The sequence below is a fragment of the Caulobacter sp. GW822-FHT01G02 genome (assembly GCF_058802865.1).
The window spans coordinates 251,727-271,688 of record NZ_JBXAON010000002.1 but is presented as its reverse complement, the minus strand read 5'-3'; the positions used below and the strand labels follow the sequence as shown (position 1 = coordinate 271,688).

Annotated in this window: 11 protein-coding genes; 1 reads left to right on the top strand and 10 read right to left on the bottom strand. The window is 67.1% G+C overall.

Annotation, left to right across the window (positions count from 1 at the left end; translation table 11 throughout):
- Positions 1–5 precede the first annotated feature (5 nt).
- Positions 6–581 (top strand): HD domain-containing protein, encoded by a 576-nt coding sequence (locus AC1RNC_RS06755; protein WP_492884801.1) that lies wholly within the window; start codon positions 6–8, stop codon positions 579–581.
- On the opposite strand, the gene AC1RNC_RS06750 is transcribed toward AC1RNC_RS06755, so the two are convergent.
- From AC1RNC_RS06750 to AC1RNC_RS06705, 10 genes are all read right to left on the bottom strand, one after another.
- On the bottom strand, positions 578–1,516 hold the full coding sequence (locus tag AC1RNC_RS06750) for an aspartyl/asparaginyl beta-hydroxylase domain-containing protein (protein ID WP_492884800.1): 939 nt from the start codon (positions 1,514–1,516) through the stop codon (positions 578–580). The genes AC1RNC_RS06755 and AC1RNC_RS06750 overlap by 4 nt on opposite strands.
- 4 nt (positions 1,517–1,520) lie before the next feature.
- Entirely contained in the window at positions 1,521–3,422 is a 1,902-nt protein-coding gene (locus AC1RNC_RS06745; protein WP_492884798.1) for a sulfotransferase, read from the bottom strand.
- Positions 3,419–4,039, bottom strand: a complete 621-nt coding sequence (locus tag AC1RNC_RS06740) for an aspartyl/asparaginyl beta-hydroxylase domain-containing protein (protein WP_492884797.1) — start codon at positions 4,037–4,039, stop codon at positions 3,419–3,421. Before AC1RNC_RS06740 ends, AC1RNC_RS06745 begins: the two co-directional genes overlap by 4 nt.
- Complete coding sequence (locus AC1RNC_RS06735) at positions 4,036–4,674, bottom strand: sulfotransferase family 2 domain-containing protein (protein ID WP_492884795.1); 639 nt, start codon at positions 4,672–4,674, stop codon at positions 4,036–4,038. Before AC1RNC_RS06735 ends, AC1RNC_RS06740 begins: the two co-directional genes overlap by 4 nt.
- A 78-nt stretch (positions 4,675–4,752) precedes the next feature.
- A complete protein-coding gene (locus tag AC1RNC_RS06730; protein WP_492884793.1) occupies positions 4,753–7,554 on the bottom strand; it encodes a TonB-dependent receptor in 2,802 nt (933 codons plus the stop codon).
- A gap of 486 nt (positions 7,555–8,040) precedes the next feature.
- Positions 8,041–9,324, bottom strand: coding sequence for an MFS transporter (locus AC1RNC_RS06725; protein WP_492884791.1), 1,284 nt, complete (start codon positions 9,322–9,324; stop codon positions 8,041–8,043).
- Positions 9,317–10,375: a LacI family DNA-binding transcriptional regulator gene (locus AC1RNC_RS06720; protein WP_492884789.1), complete on the bottom strand. Its 1,059-nt coding sequence runs from the start codon at positions 10,373–10,375 to the stop codon at positions 9,317–9,319. Before AC1RNC_RS06720 ends, AC1RNC_RS06725 begins: the two co-directional genes overlap by 8 nt.
- Before the next feature lie 190 nt (positions 10,376–10,565).
- Complete coding sequence (locus tag AC1RNC_RS06715; RefSeq protein ID WP_492884787.1) at positions 10,566–13,565, bottom strand: TonB-dependent receptor plug domain-containing protein; 3,000 nt, start codon at positions 13,563–13,565, stop codon at positions 10,566–10,568.
- A gap of 181 nt (positions 13,566–13,746) precedes the next feature.
- Entirely contained in the window at positions 13,747–16,782 is a 3,036-nt protein-coding gene (locus AC1RNC_RS06710) for a glycosyl hydrolase family 28-related protein (protein ID WP_492884786.1), read from the bottom strand.
- A gap of 22 nt (positions 16,783–16,804) precedes the next feature.
- Positions 16,805–19,816, bottom strand: a complete 3,012-nt coding sequence (locus tag AC1RNC_RS06705; protein ID WP_492884784.1) for a glycosyl hydrolase family 28-related protein — start codon at positions 19,814–19,816, stop codon at positions 16,805–16,807.
- Positions 19,817–19,962: the final 146 nt, after the last annotated feature.

Sequence of the window (19,962 nt, the reverse complement as noted above, 5' to 3'; positions counted from 1 at the left end):
ATTCGATGACCTCTCGTCCCGCGGCCGACGCTTTCGTGGCCGAACTGACCGACCTTTTCACGCGCCTGGGCGGCCTGCACTACGGCGAGGGCGTCAGCCAGCTGGAGCACGCGCTGCAGACCGCGCACCATGCCGAGCTGGACGGCGCGCCGCCGGAACTGGTCGCCGCCGCCCTGCTGCACGACGTCGGCCACATGATGCAGAAGGTCGGCGAGAACGCCGCCGACCTCGGCATCGACACCCGGCACGAGCACATCGGCGCCGGCTATCTGGCCCGCGCCTTCAGCCCGGCGGTCACCGAGCCGATCCGCCTGCACGTGGCGGCCAAGCGCTATCGGGTCGCGGTCGATCCGGCCTATCTGGAGAGTCTCAGCCCCGCCTCGCTGCAGAGCCTGGCCTTACAGGGCGGTCCGTTGTCCGCCGCCGAGATCGAAGACTTCCTGGCAGATCCGGCGGCGCGGCCCGCCCTGCGGCTACGCGGCTATGATGAGGCAGGCAAGGCGCCCGACGCCGAGATCGCGGGCCTGGAGACCTATCAGGGTCTCCTCCGCGACCTGATCGATCGCGCGGACGGGACCTAGTTCACGACGAGGTGCTGCAGCACGCGCTTTTCCAGCACCAGCAAGGCGCTGGCGTCGTTGGTGCGCATCACTAGCCCCTCGGCCAGCGGCCCGGCGGCCTGGCGCACAGCGTCGACCAGCCGCTGGAAGTCCTCCAGCCCTCGCCCGCCGACGCCGTGGAGCGCGCACAGCTGGCGCCAGTCGAACATGAAGCTCTCCAGCAGCTTGCCGAACCGCGCGGCGCGCGCCCTGGCGTCGGCGGTGTCGTCGGCGAGCGCCAGCTCCGCGCACAGGTCATCGATCAGCCACTGCGCCTCGGCGGCGGGCATTACGGGGGAGCGCTGGTCGTCCTCGGTGAGCAGGTCCGGAGAGGCGCTAGGATCCCAGGCCACCGTCCGCCATTGCGCGCGCGGCGGCGTCGGCCCGCAGGCGAGCCGCCAGAACGCCGCCGTGCCGGTGGTGTCGGCGACCAGGTGGATACGCTCGGCGTCGGCGTTGTTCTCGACATGGTGCCGGCGCCAGTTGTCGAAGATCCAGGCCTCGCCGGCGCCCATGTGCACCGCCTCGCCGTCGCAATGGAAGCGGACCGCCGGCTGGGTGAAGACCGGAATGTGGACCCGCACGCGCGTGTGCCAGTGGTAGTTGATATCAGCGTGCTCGGGCACGCCCGCGCCAGGCGCCAGGCGCATCAGCCGCGAGCGGCTCCAGACCACGCCGAAGCCCGCCAGGACCTGTTGAAGGTAGGGCATGCTCTGCAGCCAGCGTGTCGGCAGCATCTGTCCGTGCACGGCGTCGGTCTCGCCCCCGCCTGCGCTGATCAGGCGCGCCGCGCTGTTGCCCGGCAGGCGATCCGGATGCGCAACCCAGGCCTCGCCCGGCAACGCCGCGACCTCGACCTGCAGGCGCGCCACGTCGAAGAGCACGGGAATCTGGAAGAAGGGGCGCGATAGCCGCATCGGATCAGCTCCTGTAGGTCGCCCGGGCGTCGCCCAGCGCATCGGCCAGCGGAGCCAGCCACGGCGCGTAGTGCTCCCACTGGGTCAGTCCGTCCCTGCCGAGGGGCTGGCGCACCTGTTCGGAGCTTGGCGTGCGCACGCTGCGACGGGTTTCGTGGAAGGTCAGGCAGGCCGGTTCGAACGGCAACCCGGCATGGGCCAGCATCCGCCGCACGCCGCCCTCGAGATCCTCGATCACGTCCTCGTACGAGACCCTCAGCACCCGGCCCGGCAGCACCGCGTTCCAGTGCCGCATGACGTCGAGATAGGTTCGGTAGTAGCGGGCGATATCGTCGACCCCGTAGGTGAATTCCTGGTTCGCCGTGCCGAACAGCTGCTTGAGATTGCTGAAGCCGCAGGCCATCGGCTCGCGCCGGACGTCGAGGATCGTCGCGCGCGGCAGGATCAGGTGGATCAGGCCGATGTGCCAGAAGTTGTTCGGCATCTTGTCGACGAAGAACGGTCGGCCCAGCCGGCGATAGATCCGCGTCTCGGTCAGAAAGCGCTCGCCCAGCGCCCTCGCTTCTCCGGCCGTCAGGTCCAGCAGCGCCTCTGGCTCCAGCGGCAGGCCGCAATCCGCATCGCGCCCGCAGAGCTCCCCGGCATAGCGGCCGATCTCGGTCAGTTCCTGCGTGCCCTCGACCTGGGAATGGGAGGCCAGGATTTGCTCGATCAGGGTCGAGCCCGAACGCGGCAGGCCCAGGACGAACATCGGGGCGGGATCGTCCGCCCCCCAGCCGGCGCGTTCGGCGAAGACCTCGGCGGTAAAGACCTTCTTCAGCCGAGCGGCGCAGGCCTCCGCCGCCTCCGGGCGCCACCGAGCGAGGTCGCGACGCACCGCATTGCCGCGCGCGTAGGATCGCCACGAGGCCTCGTAGTCGCCCCGATCTTCCAGCGCCTTGCCCAGTGCGAAGCCCAGATAGACGCGGTCCATGTCCGGGAGATCGTTCCGAGCCTCCAGAGCGCCCATCCGCGCGACCTCATCGTCGGAGAAGCGATAGGTCTTGAGGTTGGCCAGACTGAACCAGGCCACGCCATTGTCCGGCCGCGCCGCCAGCGAAGCCTGGTAGTCGGCGATGGCCTCCTCCCGCCGGCCCGTGACCTTCAACGCGTTGGCCCGCCACAGGCGCAGGTCGGCCACCTCCGGTCCCGTCGGGGGCAGACCGTCCAGCAGCCGCGCATAGAGGTCGATGACCGGCTCGTGGTCACCCAGCGCGACGCAGGCCGCGCCGTACTGCTTGAGGTAGTCGCGGTTGTCGGGATCGTCCCGCAGCAGGCGCTCGGCCTCCTGCCGCGCTTGGGCCGGCTTCTGCCGCTGCAGCAGCACCATCCCGTAGTCGAAGCGGGCGGCATGGTAGTCCGGCGCGCGCTCGACGACCGACTGCAGCAGCGCCTCTGCCTCGGCGAGATCGCCACGCTCCAGACGAATTCGGGCGAACAGGCGCAAGGCGCCGACATTGAGATTATCCTGGCGCAGGTAGTCGCGCAGCACCGCCTCCGCCGGTTCCAGGTCGCCGTCGGCCAGCAGGCTACTGGCCATCACCACCGCCGGCGGCAGTTGCTTCAAGATCGCCAGATGCTGAGCCGCCGTCGCCGACTGGGCGGCGTCGCCCGCCATGCGGTAGAGCTGCTCCAGCATGTCCCAACTGGCCGGCAGGCTCGGGTTGAGGCGCACGGCCTCATGCAGCGCCTCGATCGCCGCCGGCCCATCGCGCAGCAGGATGTGGCAGTGACCCCGTTCCTGATGAAGGCGGCTGAACCGGGGATGCAGCGCCTCCAGCCGCGCCAGCGTGGCCAGGGCGTCCGGGACGCGCTGCCCGGCGCGCAGGTGCTGGGCTTCACGCAGCAAGGCGTCGCGTTCCGTCACCGCGGCGCGCTCGCCGCCAGGAACGGCGTCAACCAGTCCGGGTCCGGCTGGTCGGCGTCGTAATATTCGAAGATCAGGTGGATGCGGTCCGTGGCGCCGTCATTGCGCACCCAGTGGGGGCCGAGGTTGTCGACCTCCACCGCCTCGCCGACCGGAAAATGGCGTTCTTCGCCGCCGAAGAACGATACGACACCGGGATTGGTCGTCAGCGGCACGTGGATCTTGTGCGGCCATTTCGCGGCGGGGTTGGCGTCGATGTGTGGATGGATCACCCCGCCCGGCGGCAAGCGGGCCAGCATCACCCGCGGAAACACCCCGCGCGCATAACCGTAGTCGCGCACCGCCTGGGCGAGCGCCGGCTCCAGCAGATCGCGCCATGGGGCCCAGGCCCGACGATCATGCGACCCGCGCCAGTCGCGCGGACTGTCGATGAAACGGAAGACGATGTGACGGGTCGCGCCCAACGCCTCGAACCTGTTCGGCTTGGCGGCGTTCTCCGCCGCCCAGATGTCCTCGGGGATCGCCAGCACGGCCGTCCGCAAGGCGGCGATGTCGACGAGGCCGAGCTTGCGGACCGCCGCGGTCTTGCGCGGATTGGCGGCCGGCATGGCGCTCATCGCAGGCCTTCGAAGGTGTAGCCGAACAGCTCAAGATCCTGGGCGTAGCGGGCCGCGACGCCGTCGATCAGCGCCTGATCGTAGTATTGGCGATAGTCGCCGTGCTGGCTGCCGTTGACGCGCTCGAGCGGCTGGGAGGGAATGCCGATCCGCGCGCAGATGGCGTCGTAGGACACCTGCATGTCCTCGACCCGGCCGACCTCATCGGCCAGCAGGGTGTAGCCATCCGCGTCGACCAGCAGTGAAGCTTGCGGTTGGAACAGGACGTGTTGTTCAGGCGGGTCGACGAACAGGAAGTGGCGCATCGCCTCGCGCGGTTGCCGATCGAAGACGTCGCCGCCGCGCAGCATGAAGGCGCAGTACGAGACGAAACGGTCGAATGGATTGCGCACAAAGGCGAACTTGAAATAGTCGCCGAAGGCCGCCTCGCCGACATACGGCCGCACCTGCCGCAGGGACAGGTGACCATGCCGGATCGCCGCCAGGTCCTGCCAGGGGAAGCGCTTGTCGACGAAAAGACCCACCTGCTCGACGTCGCCGTCGTCCAGGTGCTCGCGCAGGGCCCGTCGCACGGCATGGGTGCCTGTCTTGGGCACCGCGGCGAAGATGAAGCGATGTCGATGCGAGACAATCACGTTCGAGCCCACGCAAAGGGGCGCCCCTCCCCGCCGGAAAGGCGGGTCGGGGCGCGGTATTGACCAAGTTTAATCGTCTTAGAACTTGTAGCGAAGACCGACCATGTAGGTCGCACCGCTCTGGGTCTGGTTATAGAGATACTCGTTCTGCCCCCAGAACTGGGTGTCCTTCTGGTTCGTCAGGTTGATCGCATTCAGCGTCAGCTGGAGCGCGCTCGAGACGTTGAGGAAGGCCGAGGCGTCCACATAGGTGGATCCCTGGAACCCGCGCGTGCTGGCGCTCATCAGGCTGTCGCTGTGGCCGGTGAACCACTTGTTGCGATGGCTCAAGGAGCCCCGCAGGCCCCAGCGCTCGGTTTCATAGTAGAGCGTGGCGTTATAGCTGGTGTTCGAGATGCCGGTGAGCGCCTCGTCGGCGTCCACATAGGTATAGTTCACCACCGCGCCCAGCTTGTCGAACGGCGCCGGCAGGAACGAGAATTGCCCCTGCGCGGCCAGTTCCACACCCGTCAGTTGCTTCGTACCGGCGATATTGACCGGCATCTCGAACTCTTTGACGATCGTGTTGGCCGTCGCACCCGGGATCGTGGTGTAGGGCACGCCCGTCTGGCTGAACGGGATCTTCTCGAGCGTCTGCGTGCCGATGAAGTTCTTCAGGCTCTTGTGGAACACGCTCGCCGACAGCAACCCGTCCTGGCCGAAGTAGTATTCCGCCGCCAGGTCCAGCGTGCTGTCCTTGTAGGGCTTCAGGTTGGGGTTGCCGCGCGACGCCGTGATATCGCCGCTGTCGGCCTGGAACGCGCTGCCCTTGGCCGCCATCGAGCCCAGACCCGGACGGTTCAGGTTTTGCGTGGCGGAGAAGCGCACCATCACCTGCGGCGTCAGTTCCAGAACCGAGTTCATGGCCGGCAGCACGCCGTCATAGCTGCCCTTCACGTCCGTCGTGCCCAGATAGGCGTAAGCGTCGCCCTGGATCCAGCCGGTGCCGTGAGTGTCGGTCTGATAGCCGCGCAGGCCGATATTGCCGCGGAAGCGCTTGCCGAAAAGGTCGCTGTCCCAGTCCGCCTGCACGTACTCGGACACGGTCGCTTCCGAGGTCTCGTAGACGTTCTCGATGTCCTGCAGCGCGCCGCCCGTGCCGTCCTTGTTGGGGCCGAACCGGTGGTACTCGTTGAACTTGGCGAAGGTCTTGTCATAGTCGCCAACCAGCCACGAACCGAACTCGTTGGTGAAGACGGTGGTGACGTCGGCGACCGACTTGCCGCGCATCTTGGACCGGGTTCCATTGACGTTGTCGTCATAGAACAGGTCCCGGCCGCCTTGCGTGAACTTGTGGTAGGCCACGCCAGCGCGCAGGGTCCACACGTCGTTCAGCGCATACTGGACGTTCAGAACGCCTTCCTTCAGCTCCGACTGGTTGTTGAAGCCGCGATAATAGAAGGAATCCAACGCGTAGTTGGCCGGGTTGGTGGCGTCGAAATTCGGGTAGGAGAACGTCGCCGATTGGCCATCAGCGCCATAGTTGGCGACCATATTGCCTTTGGCGCGCATATACAGCTTGTCGTCATAGGGGGTCTTGTAGGTCGACTTCTCGTAGCCGACGTGACCATCGATCTTGAGGCGATCGGACAGGTCCCACTTGCCGGTCAGCGCGACCTGGTTGAAGCGGTTTTCGTTCAACGACCGGCGATGCTCGCTGCCGAAGGTCGTGCCCGTGACATCGGTCATGGTGACGTAGTTGCTGCTGTCCCACGCCAGGTTGTTGAGCACCGAACCCTTCTGGAACTGCGACGGCCAGACGCCGCCCGCCGGGGTGTCGAACGCGAAGGACTTCGTCCCCGACCCCAGCGGCCGCGTGGCCAGGTGATATTCGTTGCGGTGGGTCGTGAACTCGCCGTGCAACACGTCCAGCGTCAGGAGGAGATTGTCCGCCGGCTTCCACTGCACGGCGCCCGTCAGACCCAGGCGCTCGGCCTTTGAGTTCCAGGAGGAGATGCGGTTGCCGTCCGCGATATACAGGTCGCCGGAAAGGAACTTGCTCTGCTGCGCGGCGGACAGGTGGGAGATGTCCAAGCCGTTGGCGACCAGCTTGCCCATGTCAGAGGCGCTGAGCTTGTCGTAGTTATAGGTGTTGTGACCTTGCTCGGTGGTCTCGCGCTTGCTGTAGGCGACCGACACCGCCACGCCGAACCTGTTGTCCCAGTTGTAGCTGAACAGGCCGGCGACGCGCGGCTGGGTGTCCTTGGTATATTGGTTGGTGCCGGCCTTGACCGAGATGGCGCCCTTGGCGCCGGGCGCGTAGTCGAACGGCTTGCCGGTGAACAGGCCGACCGTGCCGGCCATGCCGCCCTCGTTCTGGGCGGCCTGGAAGGTCTTCTCGACCTCGACCTTCGAGAACAGTTCCGAAGCGAAGATGTTGAAGTCGAAGGCGCGGTCGCGCGAGCGCTGGCCGCGGCTGTCCTGCGCCGAGTCGACATTGCCCAGCACTTCCATGCCGTTCAGCTGCACGCGCGCGAAGTCGGGACCCAGGCCCCGCAGCGAGATGCGGCGACCTTCGCCGGCCTCGCGGGTGATCTGCACGCCCGGCAGGCGCTGCAGCGACTCGGCCAGGTTCAGTTCCGGGAACTTTGCCATGTCCTCGGCGACGATCACGTCCTTCTGGATGACCGAGTCGCGCTTGATGGCGCGCGCGTCGCTCAGCGACTTGCGGAAGCCGGTGACGACGACCGCGTCGACCGTGTCGGCCGAGGCCGATTCATTGGCGGTCTGTTGCGCGAACGCGGCCGATGAATGAGCGCCAACGGCCAGAGCCGCGACGGTCGCCAACAAAAAGCTCTTCAGGTTCGGGCGCGCGGCTCGAACGGGATATAGCGTCGACATGATTGGTTCCCCTGCCCCAACTGGTATGGACCAGAGCGCTTTAAGCGCTTGCCACGACATCAGCGTGACAGTCGGCGTCGAAGCCCCGGAAATTCCGCCCCCCTGGCTGACGCGCCAGTAACGGCCCTTGCCGCAAGCTCAAGCTGAGACCCAGGATCCGATCGAATGGGCCCTCACAGGCGAATTTCATCGCATACGGATGAACACCGCGCCGCGACATCCATGCCCAGGCGACGCCTCCTCCACCAGACATGCTGGCAGGCGCGTGCGCGCTATGCCTCGTCATCTCCGCGAGATCAGCGAGAAACTCTACTTTTGGACTATACCAAATGAGATCAGGGAGCCCTTCCCCGCCGCCGGCGCGTCGGCGGGCGAAGACCGTCGGCCGACTCCGGGCGGCGCGCCCCAGGACGGCGACTTGGCCCGCGCCTGGAGCTCAGCGCGTCGCGACAGGCCGAGCGCCAGGAGTTTGCGATCGTCCAACACTCATGCCCGCCGACCCAGCTTCCGCATGGCGTAGAAGATCAGCAGACTGGTCACCAGCAGCACGGCCGCCAGGGCCAGCATGGGCGCTAGGTTGCTGCCGGTGGCGTCGCGCACCATCGGCACCATGTTCTGGGCGATGAAGCCGCCCAGATTGCCGATCGCGTTGATCGCCGCGATGCCGGCCGCCGCTCTGGGACCGCTGAGGAAGCTCGGCGGCAGGCTCCAAAACACCGGCTGGGCGGCGAAGATGGCCGGCGCGGCGATGCACAACGCGGCGAACTTCAGCACCGGGCCGGGCAGGATCACGCTGAGGACGAGACAGAGGGCGCCCAGCAGAACCGGTCCGGCGATATGCCAGGCGCTGGCCCCATGGCGCGCGGCATGGCGCGGCACCGCCCAAAGCGCCACGGCGACCATCAGCCAGGGAATGACGTTGATCAGACCGTTTGTCGTATTGGAGACGCCGAACGACTTGACGATGGTCGGCAGCCAGTAGCTCAGACCGTAGGCCCCCAGCGGCATGCCGATGTAGAGGCCGGCCAGCAGCAGAACGCGCGGATCGAACATCGCCTTCCAGGCGCCGCGATGGTCGTCGACCACCCCGCCCCGCTCGGTGTCGAGCACCTTGGCGAGCCAAGCCTTCTGGTCGTCCGGCAGCCAACGGGCATGGGCCGGGCCATTGGGCAGCTTCCACAGCACGTAGGGCGTCAGGAGGATCGCCGGCGCGCCGGTGGCCAGGAACACCCACTGCCAGCCGGCCAGTCCCAGCAGGCCGTCCAGATCGAGCAGCAGGCCGCCCACGACCGCGCCGACGGCGTTGGCGATGGCGCTGGCGATCATGAACAGTCCCACCATCCGCGCCCGGTGCGACTGGGGATACCAAAGCGTCAGGACATAAAGCACGCCAGGGAAGAACCCGGCCTCGGTGACCCCGAGCAGGAAGCGCAGCACGTAGAACATCGTCGCGTTCTGCGTGAAGCCCAGGGCCAGAGTGACCAGACCCCACGTGAACATGATCCGCGCGAACCATACCCGCGCGCCCACCTTGGCCAGGATCAGGTTCGACGGCGCCTCGAACAGGAAGTAGCCGATGAAGAACAGAGACGCGCCAAGGCCATAGGAGGCTTCGCTGAGACCCAGGGCCTGGACCATGTCCAGCTTGGCGTAGGAGACGTTCTGCCGGTCGATATAGGCGATCAGGTACATCAGGCAGAACAGCGGCATCAGCCGCGCGGTGACCCGCCGGACGGTCGCGACTTCCAGATCGGGAGACGGATCAGACATTCGAGGGCCTCTTGTCGGGACGTCGGGGTGGAGCGGTAGAGTCCCGCTGGATCAGTACATGGTCCAGTACGTGATCCGCATAGACCTCCGCCGAGGGCGCGGGCGAACGCAACGCGCGCAGCAGAAGATCGAGGGCCACCGCAGCCATCTGGCGGACGGGCTGGCGAATGGTGGTCAGCGGCGGCCACAACGTGGTGGCCACGGTCGTGTCGTCGAACCCGACGATGGTCAGGTCGCCTGGCACGTCCAGGTGTCGGCGGTGGGCGACCGACACGGCCGCGGCGGCCATGTCGTCGTTGCTGGCGAAGATGGCGGTCGGCAGCCGGTCGCCGTCCAGCAACGCCTCGGCGGCGCGCAGACCCGAGTCGTAGGTGAACGCGCCGTGCGCCAGGACAAGCTCGGCGCCTTCGACGGTCGCGATGGCCGCCCGGGCGCCGTCCAGGCGCGCGGCGCTGGCGGTCTGGTTGGGGTTGCCGACGATGAAGCCGATCCGGCGATGGCCCAGATCCAGAAGATGCCGGGTCATGGCCAGGCTGGCCTGACGATCATCGATCCGGACATTGATCGCGTCCATCGGGGGACGGCCCGCGGCGACCACGGCGACGGGCAGATTGGCGGCGCGCAGGACATCCAGCACCACGGCGGACTCGCCGAGCGGCGGCGCCAGCACCACGCCATGAACGCCGCCGTTCAGCAGTGGCCGCAGCTCGTGGAGCGAAGGGACAGCCCCGTTCTCGCCGCGAACCAGGATCAGCCGCGCGCCGGCGCTGGTGGCCTCCTCGAACACACCGACCAGGAAGTCGCTCATGAACGCGGCGCTGGGATTGGAATAGACGACGCCGATGCGCAGCTCGCCGGCCGTGACCAGATTGCGGGCCGCCTGGTTAGGTTGGAAATTCAGGTCGCGGATGGCGTCGAGCACCGCCCGCCGGGTGGCGTCACGGACCTTGGCGCCGTCGTTGATGACCCGTGACACGGTCATCCGCGAGACGCCCGCCCGTTCGGCGACGTCGGCCATGGTGGCGTCCCGGAGGCGGTCCGGCCTGCTCAACGGGCGCCCCCTATGCTGATCTCTCTCGTCACCAGAATCATCAACTCGATCTCCCCGGCTGGGCCGCCTCGGGCGCCCCAGCCGGTTTCAGTCTGTAGCGCAAAGAAAGACGCCCGAGCCACGATCCGGCGCTTGGCCGGATTCGGGCCCGGGCGAGGCCGCCCTGGGGAAGGAGAGGCGGAGACAGGGTCTAGAATGCGTAACGCAGACCGACGTGGTAGAAGCGGCCCAGCAGGTCATAGAGCGCCGGGTTGGCGTCCAGGCCGGTGTTGGTCTGCGGCGACGGCGTCGGATCGCGGTCCAGCAGGTTGTCGACCTTGCCGTAGATCTGCAGCCCCTTGCCGAACTTGTACGAGGCGCTGATGTCGACGTAGGTCGCGCCGCTCATGTGGTTGTAGTCGATGGTCGGGTTGCTGCCGGTCGAGACTGGGCAGCTACCGACCTTGCATTCGACGTAGTCGGTGGTCGTGCCGCCGAACCTGCCGTCGCTGAACCAGCGCTCCTGAACGCTGAAGGCGAAGCGGTCGGTGTCCCAGGACTGAATGGCCAGGAACTTCCAGTCCGGCGTGGCGCCGGAGTTCTGGCCGGCCGAGTCTACGGCGACCGCGCCGGGGATGCCGGGGTTGGTGACGAACTTGTGGGTGTTGGTGGCCAGGCCACGGACCGTGAAGCGACCCGGAACGCTGGGCAGTTCGAAGCGGTAGCTGCTCTCGATGTCGAAGCCGCTGGTCTTGATCGAGGCCAGGTTGAACGTCTGCGAGTTGATGAACGGCGTCACGCCGCCCGAGGGGGCAAGATTGAAGGCGCCGCAGAACTGGCTGAGGCCAGCATAGCAGAAATTGACGATCTGCTGGGCGCCCAGGCTGGAGATGCCGCCGTTAAGGACGATGTTATACCAGTCGACCGAGACACTGAAGCCCGGCAGCCATTGCGGGTTCGACAACACCGCGCCGATGGTCACGTTCTTGGCGATTTCCGGCTTCAGGTCCGGGTTCCCCACCACGTTCTGGAACGCCGTCACCGCGCCGCCGGAAGGCTGGCCTGGCGGGGGGTTATTGGTCGTGGGAATGGTGAAGTTCGGCAGGGTGGTCGTCACCGGCGCGGCGAACAGTTCCGACAGGTTCGGCGCGCGGACGTCACGCGAGGTGACGGCCCGCAGGCGGACGCCGTCGATCGGCGTGTCCCAGGTGGCCCCGACCTTCCAGGTGTAGACGGTGCCGGAGGTGCTGTAGTCGGTCCAGCGGCCGGCCATGTTGAGATTGGCCCTGCCCGCCGCTTCCGAATTGACCAGCGGGATATTCACTTCGGCATAGGCTTCCTTGACCGAATACTCGCCGGCGCCGGAGTGGTAATTGCCCGCGAACCAGTTGGAGCCCGATGCATTCAGGACCGGGTCGGCGGGATAGTCGGCGGTATTGGGCGAGTCCGTGTTGCCATCGCCGTAGGGGTCGCCTTTGACGTGGTACTGCTCCTTGCGCCACTCGCCGCCGAACGCCAGCGAGACCGGACCCGCCCACGACGAGAAGGGTTCGCCGCTGAAATTGATGCTGGCGACGTCCTGCTTCTGCACCGAGTGCTGGTACGGGCCGTTCTTGGGCGTGATATAGGCTAGGGCCGCTTCACTCGGCGCCTTGCCGCCGAAGATGTTGAACGGCACGCAGCCGTTGGCGCGGGCGATCGGGTCGGCGCAGACGATCTGACCGCCGACTGTCGTGGCCTGGATGGCCGCGCGATAGCGCGGCATCAGCAGGATGTCGCGAACGTGGATGTTCGTGGTGTTCTGGCCGTGGGTGTAATAGGCGTCGTAGCGCCATTCCTTGCCCAAGGCGTTGAACTTGCCGTCGGCGCCGATCACCGCCCGAACCTGGGTCCGCGTCGGATGGACCGAGATATTCCGCGGCAGCAGCGCGTTGCTGGTGCCGAAGTTGAAGCTTGTGACGCCATTGGCCGCGCAGGCGGCCACGATCGAGGCCGGCAGATACGGGTTCGAGCACGACATCGAGAGGTTGGTGGTGGCGGCGCCCGGGTTAGGCTGGTTGCTGCTTTCCACACGGGCGACGTTCAGGGTCGCGTAGATCTCGTTGTTGTCGTCCAGGTCGTAGCCGATGCGACCATAGCTGCCCATCCGCTTGATCCGGGATTGCAGCGAGGTGCCGACGCCGACATTGCCCGACAGGTCGCCGCCAACGCAGAAGCCGCCGTTCGTGTAGCAGCCGCTGACCGCGCCGTTGGCCGCCTTGGACGGCACGCCGCCACCGCCATACTGGAACTGGAACGGATTGCCGGCCTGGTCGAAGGCCGTGCCTTGCAGCGGGCCGTTACTGATCAGGCCGTATTTGGTGTACTGATAAGCTTGGGCGTGCTCGCGATAGAGGTACTGAGGCGAACCGTCGTTGGTGACCCCACGATTGACCAGGGTGGCGGTCGTGTACCAGTCGCGGCTGCCCGGCGCGTCCTCGCCGAAGCCACCCGCCGGAACGCCCTCTTCCCAGTCGTATTCGCCGCTGACCTGCACGTGCAGGCGGTCGTTCAGGAAGTTCTTCCCGGCCGCGACCTGGGCCAGCCACTGGTGGTTGTCGCCATAGGTGGTGACGCCACCCATGACGTTGGCCTTGAAGCCCACGAACTTCTTGTTGGTGATGAAGTTGACCACGCCGCCAACGGCGTCCGAACCGTAGGAGGCCGAGGCGCCCCCGGTGACCACGTCGACCCGCTCAACCAGCAGCTGGGGGAACAGGCTGATGTCCGGCACGCCGGTGACATTGGCCGGCACGACCCGCTGGCCGTCCAGCAGGGTCAGGGTGCGGATGGTGCCAAGGCCGCGCAGCGAGAACGAGGACAGGCCCTGCTGACCGCTCGAGGTGCTGAACGTGCCGGTGGTGGCGCCGCTGGAGCCCTGCAGCGACGGCAGCTGGGTGATGGCGGTGAAGATGTTCGGCTGAGCGGCGCGCTCAAGGTCGGCCGTGCCCAGAACCTGGGTCGGGGTCGGCGCGGTGAAGCCGGTCGACCGGATCCGCGTACCCGTGACGATGATTTCGGTCAGCGCCGTCGAGTCGGACGATCCCCCGGCAGGAGCCGGCGCCGTCTGGGCGTTGGCCGCTCCGGCCGCCAAGACCATCGCGACCGCGCTGGTCGCGAGCAACACGCTCAAAACGGGCGATCGCCCCCGCAGGCTACCGACAGCGCTCATCCTACACCCTCCCATTTTTCATTGAGACCATCGTTCGATGGCCTGATCGGACTATCTCAGACGATGGGACCGCTAACTATACGACCATGGTCGTATGCCCTGCGGGCTGGAGCTTCGGGCCAACGCCAACAGCCCCGCACGCGGCGCGCCCGGGGCTGCTTTGCCGTCCGTCATCGGGGCTTTATCGCGGGCGAACCGCGTAGAGCGCGTGGTGGGTCAGCACGAACAGAGTCTGCTTGTCGGGGCCGCCGAACAGCAGCTGCAGCGGCCGTTCGGGGACGTCGACGCGCCCCAGTTCCTGGCCGTCCGGCGCGTAGACGAATACCTGGCCATTGGCGACATAGACCCGGCCCTGGCCGTCCGTCGCGACGCTCTCGCCGCCCCGGTCGGCGAAGGGTTTCAGGTCGGTGATCGCCCCGCCCTTCCCAACCACGCCGCTGTAGGTCTTGTTCTCGGAGCTGTTGGCCAGGAACACTCGCTGCCCCGGCTTCGCCGTCGTGAAGCCATAGGTGTCCAGCGAGTCGGAGAACCGCAGGCCGCGATAGTCCGGCGGTCCCTGCTGAAAGACGCGGTAGGCCGGCAGCACCAGGCTGCCGTCAGGCGAGACGTATTCGCGCGACTTCGAGCCGGCCATGCCACGGACGAAGAGCTCGGCCAGGGTCGGGTACTGGTAGGTCTCCGGGTCGATCTGGTCCTTGAACTCGCCGTTGCTCCACCAGTTGACCGGCAGCACCGTGGCCGCGCCGGCATGGTCGGCGGTCGGCGTCGCAGCGATCACCGTCACCTCGGTGTCCGGGCTGCCGGGCCTGAAGCTGTAGACCGAGCCGTTGCGGCCGTCCGACGACAGCACCAGAAGACTACCCGAGGCGTCGACCGCCAGGTTGACCGGATCCAGGGTGTTGTCGCGCACGATCGACAGCTCGCGAGCGTCCGACCAGCTGTAGATGCGCTGGTGCTTGCGATCGGCGAAGTACAGCGTCCCGGCCGCGTCCACCGCGCCGCCGCCCAATGAATAGAAGCCGTCGGCCAGCTTCTCCACCGTCGCGCCAACCGGGAAAACAGAGGGCGCGACCGGCTTCGAGACCGCCGGCAGGTCCAGCACCGCGAACTGGCGCTCGCGCACCTCCAGGCCGTTGGTGACGTCCTGGATGGCGTTCTCATACGGATACTTGGTCAGGCGCAGGAAGGTCGCGCAGCCATTCTCGTCGCAGGTTCCCAGGCCGCTCTCGCCATTAACGGCCACGTTGCGGAACCGGATGTCGTGCGAGTTATAGACCCGCACCGCCGCCGCCGCCGGCTTGCGCGTCCGGGTGACGCGATAGCCGTGATAGTTGGCCAGCAGGATGTTGTGGGAGTCGCGGATCTCCAGCGAGACGGTGTCCTCGCCCTCCCCGGCCTCCTCTTCGGTCTGCGGGGCCAGGAACTCCCAGTTGGCGACGCGGTTCAGGGTGATCTCGGTGCGCACGTGGTGCTCGACCGACGTCTGGTACACATGGCCGGGCGTCGTGGTGTCGGAGACGTAGATCCCCGTATAGGCGTAGGTATTGGGGCTCCAGACATTGGAGAACGTCCCGCCGCCGCCATTGGTCACCCACAGACTGGGATACTGACCCGCCCAGCGCTTGGCCGGGTCGGCGTCGCCCGTGCCGTTGGCGTTGTAGGGAATGACCCGCGTCCCATCGAATAGGTTGGTGCCGTGGCCGCCCTGGAACTTGACGTCGTTGACCATCGAGGTCGCGCCGGCCGTCCAAAGCAGCGCCGTGGCGCGCGGATTGGCGCCGTCGGTGTAGAGGCCCAGGCCGAAAACGATATTGTCGCCCCCCTTCGCCGACTCCACCAGGGCCTTGGGCGCGCCAACGCCCTGATAGCCGGGCGTGCCGTGGGGCAACACGATCTGGGTCAGGCTGGGATGCAGACCGATCAGCACGGTGTCGGGCTTGAGCTTCAGGGTGTCGGTGACGCGGTAGAAGCCTATCGGGAAATAGACCACGCGATGGGCGTCGATCGCCTTCTGGATGGCGGCGGTGTCGTCGGTGGCGTTGTCGCCCCTGGCGCCCTGTGTCCGGACATTCGTCCAATCGGCGGTCGGCGGCAGCGCCCGGATCGCGGGCGCGTTGGGCTTGGGAAAGGCCTTCAAGGGTTCGGCCTGGAGGTTCGTGCGGTACTCGCCCATCTGGCCGGGCGCCGGCACGGTCAGGCCGTGGTTGAAGGCGGAAACGTGGTAGGTCGCCCCCTTGCCGGCGACCGTCTTGCCGCTGTCGCGGAAGCGGGCGAACACCGGGGTGTTGGACGCCACGGCGTTCTCGAAGCCGACCTGGGTATAGACGTTGCGCTCGTTGGAAATGACGACGCCGGCCTTGGAGACGTTCTCGAAGCGGACGTCCTTGCCCCACAGCCAATCGCCATAGCCCTTGTCGATCTCGATGCCGATCGGCGTGTCGCGCATCGTGACATTGACCAGGGTCAGGCCCGCCTCGTGCTCGCGGATCGCCGCGTCGCGCTGGCCTTCGAAGGTCGAGTCCAGCAGCACGAAGCCCCAGGCCGGCGACGGTTTCTCGGCCAGGATGCCATAGCGACCGCCCTTGAAGTGCAGGTCCTCGGCCTCATTGGCGACGTGGTAGAGACCCGCCAGGCCCGAGCCGATGTCGAACTCCATGTGGGTCAGTACGGCGTGCTGGGCGGCGTGGAAACGGATCGCCGTGGCGGCCGGATTGCCCTTGCCGATCTTGAAGTCGATGTTGCTCATCGCGCTGTAGAAGGTGCCGGGATTGGCATCCGGCACGTTCTTGTCGAACGGCACGCTGCCCGGCGGCGGGAAGGCCACCGGACGGCCCGCCGGGTCGCGCTTGGCGCCGGCGAAGATCACCATGTTAGCGACGCCCTTCTGGAAGCCCGGCGTGGCGTCGGGGAGCTCGATCAGCGGCCGCGTGGCGCCGACGCCGAACACCCGCACGCCCGGCCACAGGAACAAGGTCCTGGTGATCCGATAGCGCCCCGAGGGCAGGAAGACGAGGCCGCCGCCCGGCTTGGCCGCCGCCGCGTCGATCGCCGCCTGGATCGCCGCGCCGTCATCGGTCTTCCCGTCGCCCTTGGCCTTGACCATGATGGCGGCCGGGTCGTCGGGGACCGTGGCCAGGACCGAGGTCGAGGCCCAGGCGGGATCGGTCGCCAAGCTCAACGCGATCGAAGCCGCGCCCAACACAAGCCAATGCTTCATGGCAGCCTCCTTCACCCGCGACCTAAGGGTTCACAGCGTAGAGCGAATGGTGGGTCAGGACGAACAGGGTCTTGCCGCCCTCCCCGCCGAAGATCAGTTGCAGCGGCCGCTCGGGCACGTCGATGCGACCGGCCGGCTGGCCATCGGCGCCGTACTGGAAGATCTGACCATTGGCGACGAACACCCTGCCCTGCCCGTCCACCGCGACGCTCTCGCCGCCGCGATTGGCGAAGACCTTCAGATCGGTCAGCGTCCCCCCGGGACCGACTTGGCCGCTATAGGTCTTGTTCTCCGAGCCGTTGGTGAAGAACAAGCGCTCGCCAACCGCGCCGCCGATCAGGCCGTGGGTCTGCAGGCTGTCGGCCCAGCGCCAGCCGACATGGTCCGGCGGCCCCTGCTGCCAGACCCGGAAGGCCGGCAGTGAGACGCTGCCGTCGGGCGAGACATATTCCTGGGCTTTGGGCGTTCCGACATCGCGGGCGAACATCTGCGCCAGGGTCGTGAACTCGCCCCTGGCCGGGTCGTACTGGTCGCGGAATTCGCCATTGTTCCACCAGTTGACCGGCAGCAGCGTCTTGGTCCCGGCGCGCGAGGACACGGCCGTCGGCGCGATCATCGTCATCTGGTCCTTGGGACCGTTCGGATCGATCGAATAGACGCTGGCCTGCGGGCCGTACGAGGACACCACGAGCAGGTTGCCCGAGCGGTCGACGGCCAGGTTCGTCGGGTCCAGCGAGCTGTCGCGGACGATCTCCAGGCCCTTGGCCGCCGTCCAGCGATAGATCCGCTGGAAGCGCTTCTCGACGAAGTACAGCGCCCCGTCCGCGCCCACCGTCGCGCCCGAGATCGACCAGAAACCGATCTCCAGCTTCTTGACGTTCGGATTGGCGGGAGGCGGCGCCGGCTGGTCATCCTTCACATCCAGCACCGCGAACTCGCGCTCGCGCACCTCCAGCTTGCGGGTCTTGTCCTGGATGGCGTTCTCGAACGGATACTTGCTGGCCCGCAGGTAGGTGCCGCAGCCTATTGTGTCGCAAAGGGCCACGCCGCTCTCGGCGTTGATGTGAACGTTGCGGAAGCGGATGTCGGTCGAGTTGAACAGCTTCACCGCCGTCTCGGCCGGGTGGTACGACCGCGTCACCCGATAGCCGTGATAGTTGGCGAACAGGATGTTCTTCGAATTGCGGATCTCCAGCGACACCGCGTCGGGACCGTCGCCGACCTCCTGCTCGGTCTGCGGCGCGAGGAACTCCCAATTCTCGACATTGTCGAGCACGAACTCGTTGCGCACGTGGTGCTCGACCGAGACCTCATAGATGTGGCCCGGCGTCTTGGTGTCGCTGATGTAGAACCCGGCCGAGGCGAAGGTGTTGGGACTCCAGACATTGGCGAAGGTGCCACCGCCACCGTCGGTTACCCAGATGCTGGGGTACTGAGCGTCCCAGCGGCCGTCGGCCACGGGATCGCCGCTGCGGGCCTGGGCCGCGCCCAGCGGCTTGCCGTCGGCGGTGGGCGTGCCGCCGCCGCCCATGATCTTGACGTCCGTGACCAGGGACTTTTCGCCCGACCGCCACAGCAGCGCCGAGGCGCGCGGGTTGATGCGGCCGGTGAACAGCCCGATGCCCGACAGGATGTTGTCGCCGCCCTTCGGCGTCTCCAGGATCGGCTTCACCGCCCCGACGCCGGCGTGGCGGGCATTGCCGTCCGGGATGACCAGTTGGGTCAGGGCCGGGTGCAGGCCGATCAGCACGGTGTCGGCTTTCAGCTTCAGCGTGTCGCTGACCCTGTAGAAGCCGATCGGCAGGTAGAGCACCCGGTGGCTGTCGATGGCCTTCTGAAGCGCGGCGGTGTCGTCGGTCACGCCATCGCCCTTGACGCCCAGCGTCTTGACGTTGGTCCATTCGCCGATCGGCGGCGTGGCCCGCAGCGCCGGCGCCGTGACGGCCGGCAGCGCCTTCAGCGGCGCGATGTCCGCGATCGTCTTGTACTCGCCCACGTGGCCCAGGCCCGGCAGGGTCAGGCCGTAGGTGAAGTTGGCGACCCGATAGGCCTTGCCCCTGCCCGTCACCGTCTTGCCGCTGTCGCGGAAGCGCGCGAACACCGGCGTGTTGGACGCCACGGCATTGTCGAAGCCGACCTGGGTAAAGACGTTGTCCTCCGCCGAGATGACCACGCCGGCCTTGGAGACGTTCTCGAAGCGGACGTTCTTGCCCCACAGGCTGTCGCTGTAGCCCTTGTCGATCTCGATGCCGACCGGGGTGTTCCTGATCGCGACATTGACCAGGGTCAGGTCGACCTCGTGCTCGCGGATCGCCGCGTCGCGCTGGCCGTCGAAAGTTGAGTCCACCAGGGTGAACTGCCAGGCGGGCGAGGTCTTCTCGGTGACGATGCCGTAGCGGCCGCCGTGGAAGTGCACATCCTCCATGATGTTGCCGGCCTGGTAGACGCCGGCGAAGCCCGAGCCCAGGCGGAAGTCCATGTGGCTGAGGAAGGCGTGCTGGGCCATCCGGAAGCGGACCCCGGCCGCGGCCGGATTGCCGTCGCCGATCTCGATGTCGACATTGCTCATCGACGAATAGAAGGTGCCCGAATTGGCGTCGCGGACCTTGGCGGTCGCGGGCCGAACGGTCGGCACCGGCACGGGGATGTCGCCGACCTGATACTGGTCGCCGCCGGTGAACACGACCATCGTGCCCACGCCCTCCTGGAAGCCCGGCGTGTTAGCGCCGAGCACGAAGGCGGGACGCGTCGGGCCAACGCCGAAAACGCGGACGCCCGGCGGCACCAGCAGGCTTCGGCTGATGCGATAGCGACCCGACGGCAGGAAGACCAGGCCATGACCCGCCCCGTCGCGCGCGGCGTCGATGGCCTTCTGGACAGCGTCGGTGTCGTCGGCCTTGCCGTCGCCCACGCCCTTGACGGTAATCGCCTTGGGATCCTCCGGCGCTTTCGGCAGGAAGGAATTCGAAGCCGCGGCTTCCGCCACGATGGGGCACGCGGCCACCAGGATCGCCGACAACAGGATCGCTCTCATGCCACTCCCCAAATCTACTTTGAGACTAGTGATAGAGCCGTCGGCGTTGGCGACCACCGCGACCATGGTCGTAGTTACGGCCCGTCGAGACGTCGCTAGAACCCCAACCTCGGCGTGTCGATCTCCGACACCTTCGGTCGAGGAAA

Coding starts and splice junctions, on each gene's coding strand:
- AC1RNC_RS06755 (WP_492884801.1), top strand. CDS start 6: ATGACCTCTCGTCCCGCGGCCGACGCTTTCGTGGCCGAACTGACCGAC.
- AC1RNC_RS06750 (WP_492884800.1), bottom strand. CDS start 1,516: ATGCGGCTATCGCGCCCCTTCTTCCAGATTCCCGTGCTCTTCGACGTG.
- AC1RNC_RS06740 (WP_492884797.1), bottom strand. CDS start 4,039: ATGAGCGCCATGCCGGCCGCCAATCCGCGCAAGACCGCGGCGGTCCGC.
- AC1RNC_RS06730 (WP_492884793.1), bottom strand. CDS start 7,554: ATGTCGACGCTATATCCCGTTCGAGCCGCGCGCCCGAACCTGAAGAGC.
- AC1RNC_RS06725 (WP_492884791.1), bottom strand. CDS start 9,324: ATGTCTGATCCGTCTCCCGATCTGGAAGTCGCGACCGTCCGGCGGGTC.
- AC1RNC_RS06715 (WP_492884787.1), bottom strand. CDS start 13,565: ATGAGCGCTGTCGGTAGCCTGCGGGGGCGATCGCCCGTTTTGAGCGTG.
- AC1RNC_RS06710 (WP_492884786.1), bottom strand. CDS start 16,782: ATGAAGCATTGGCTTGTGTTGGGCGCGGCTTCGATCGCGTTGAGCTTG.
- AC1RNC_RS06705 (WP_492884784.1), bottom strand. CDS start 19,816: ATGAGAGCGATCCTGTTGTCGGCGATCCTGGTGGCCGCGTGCCCCATC.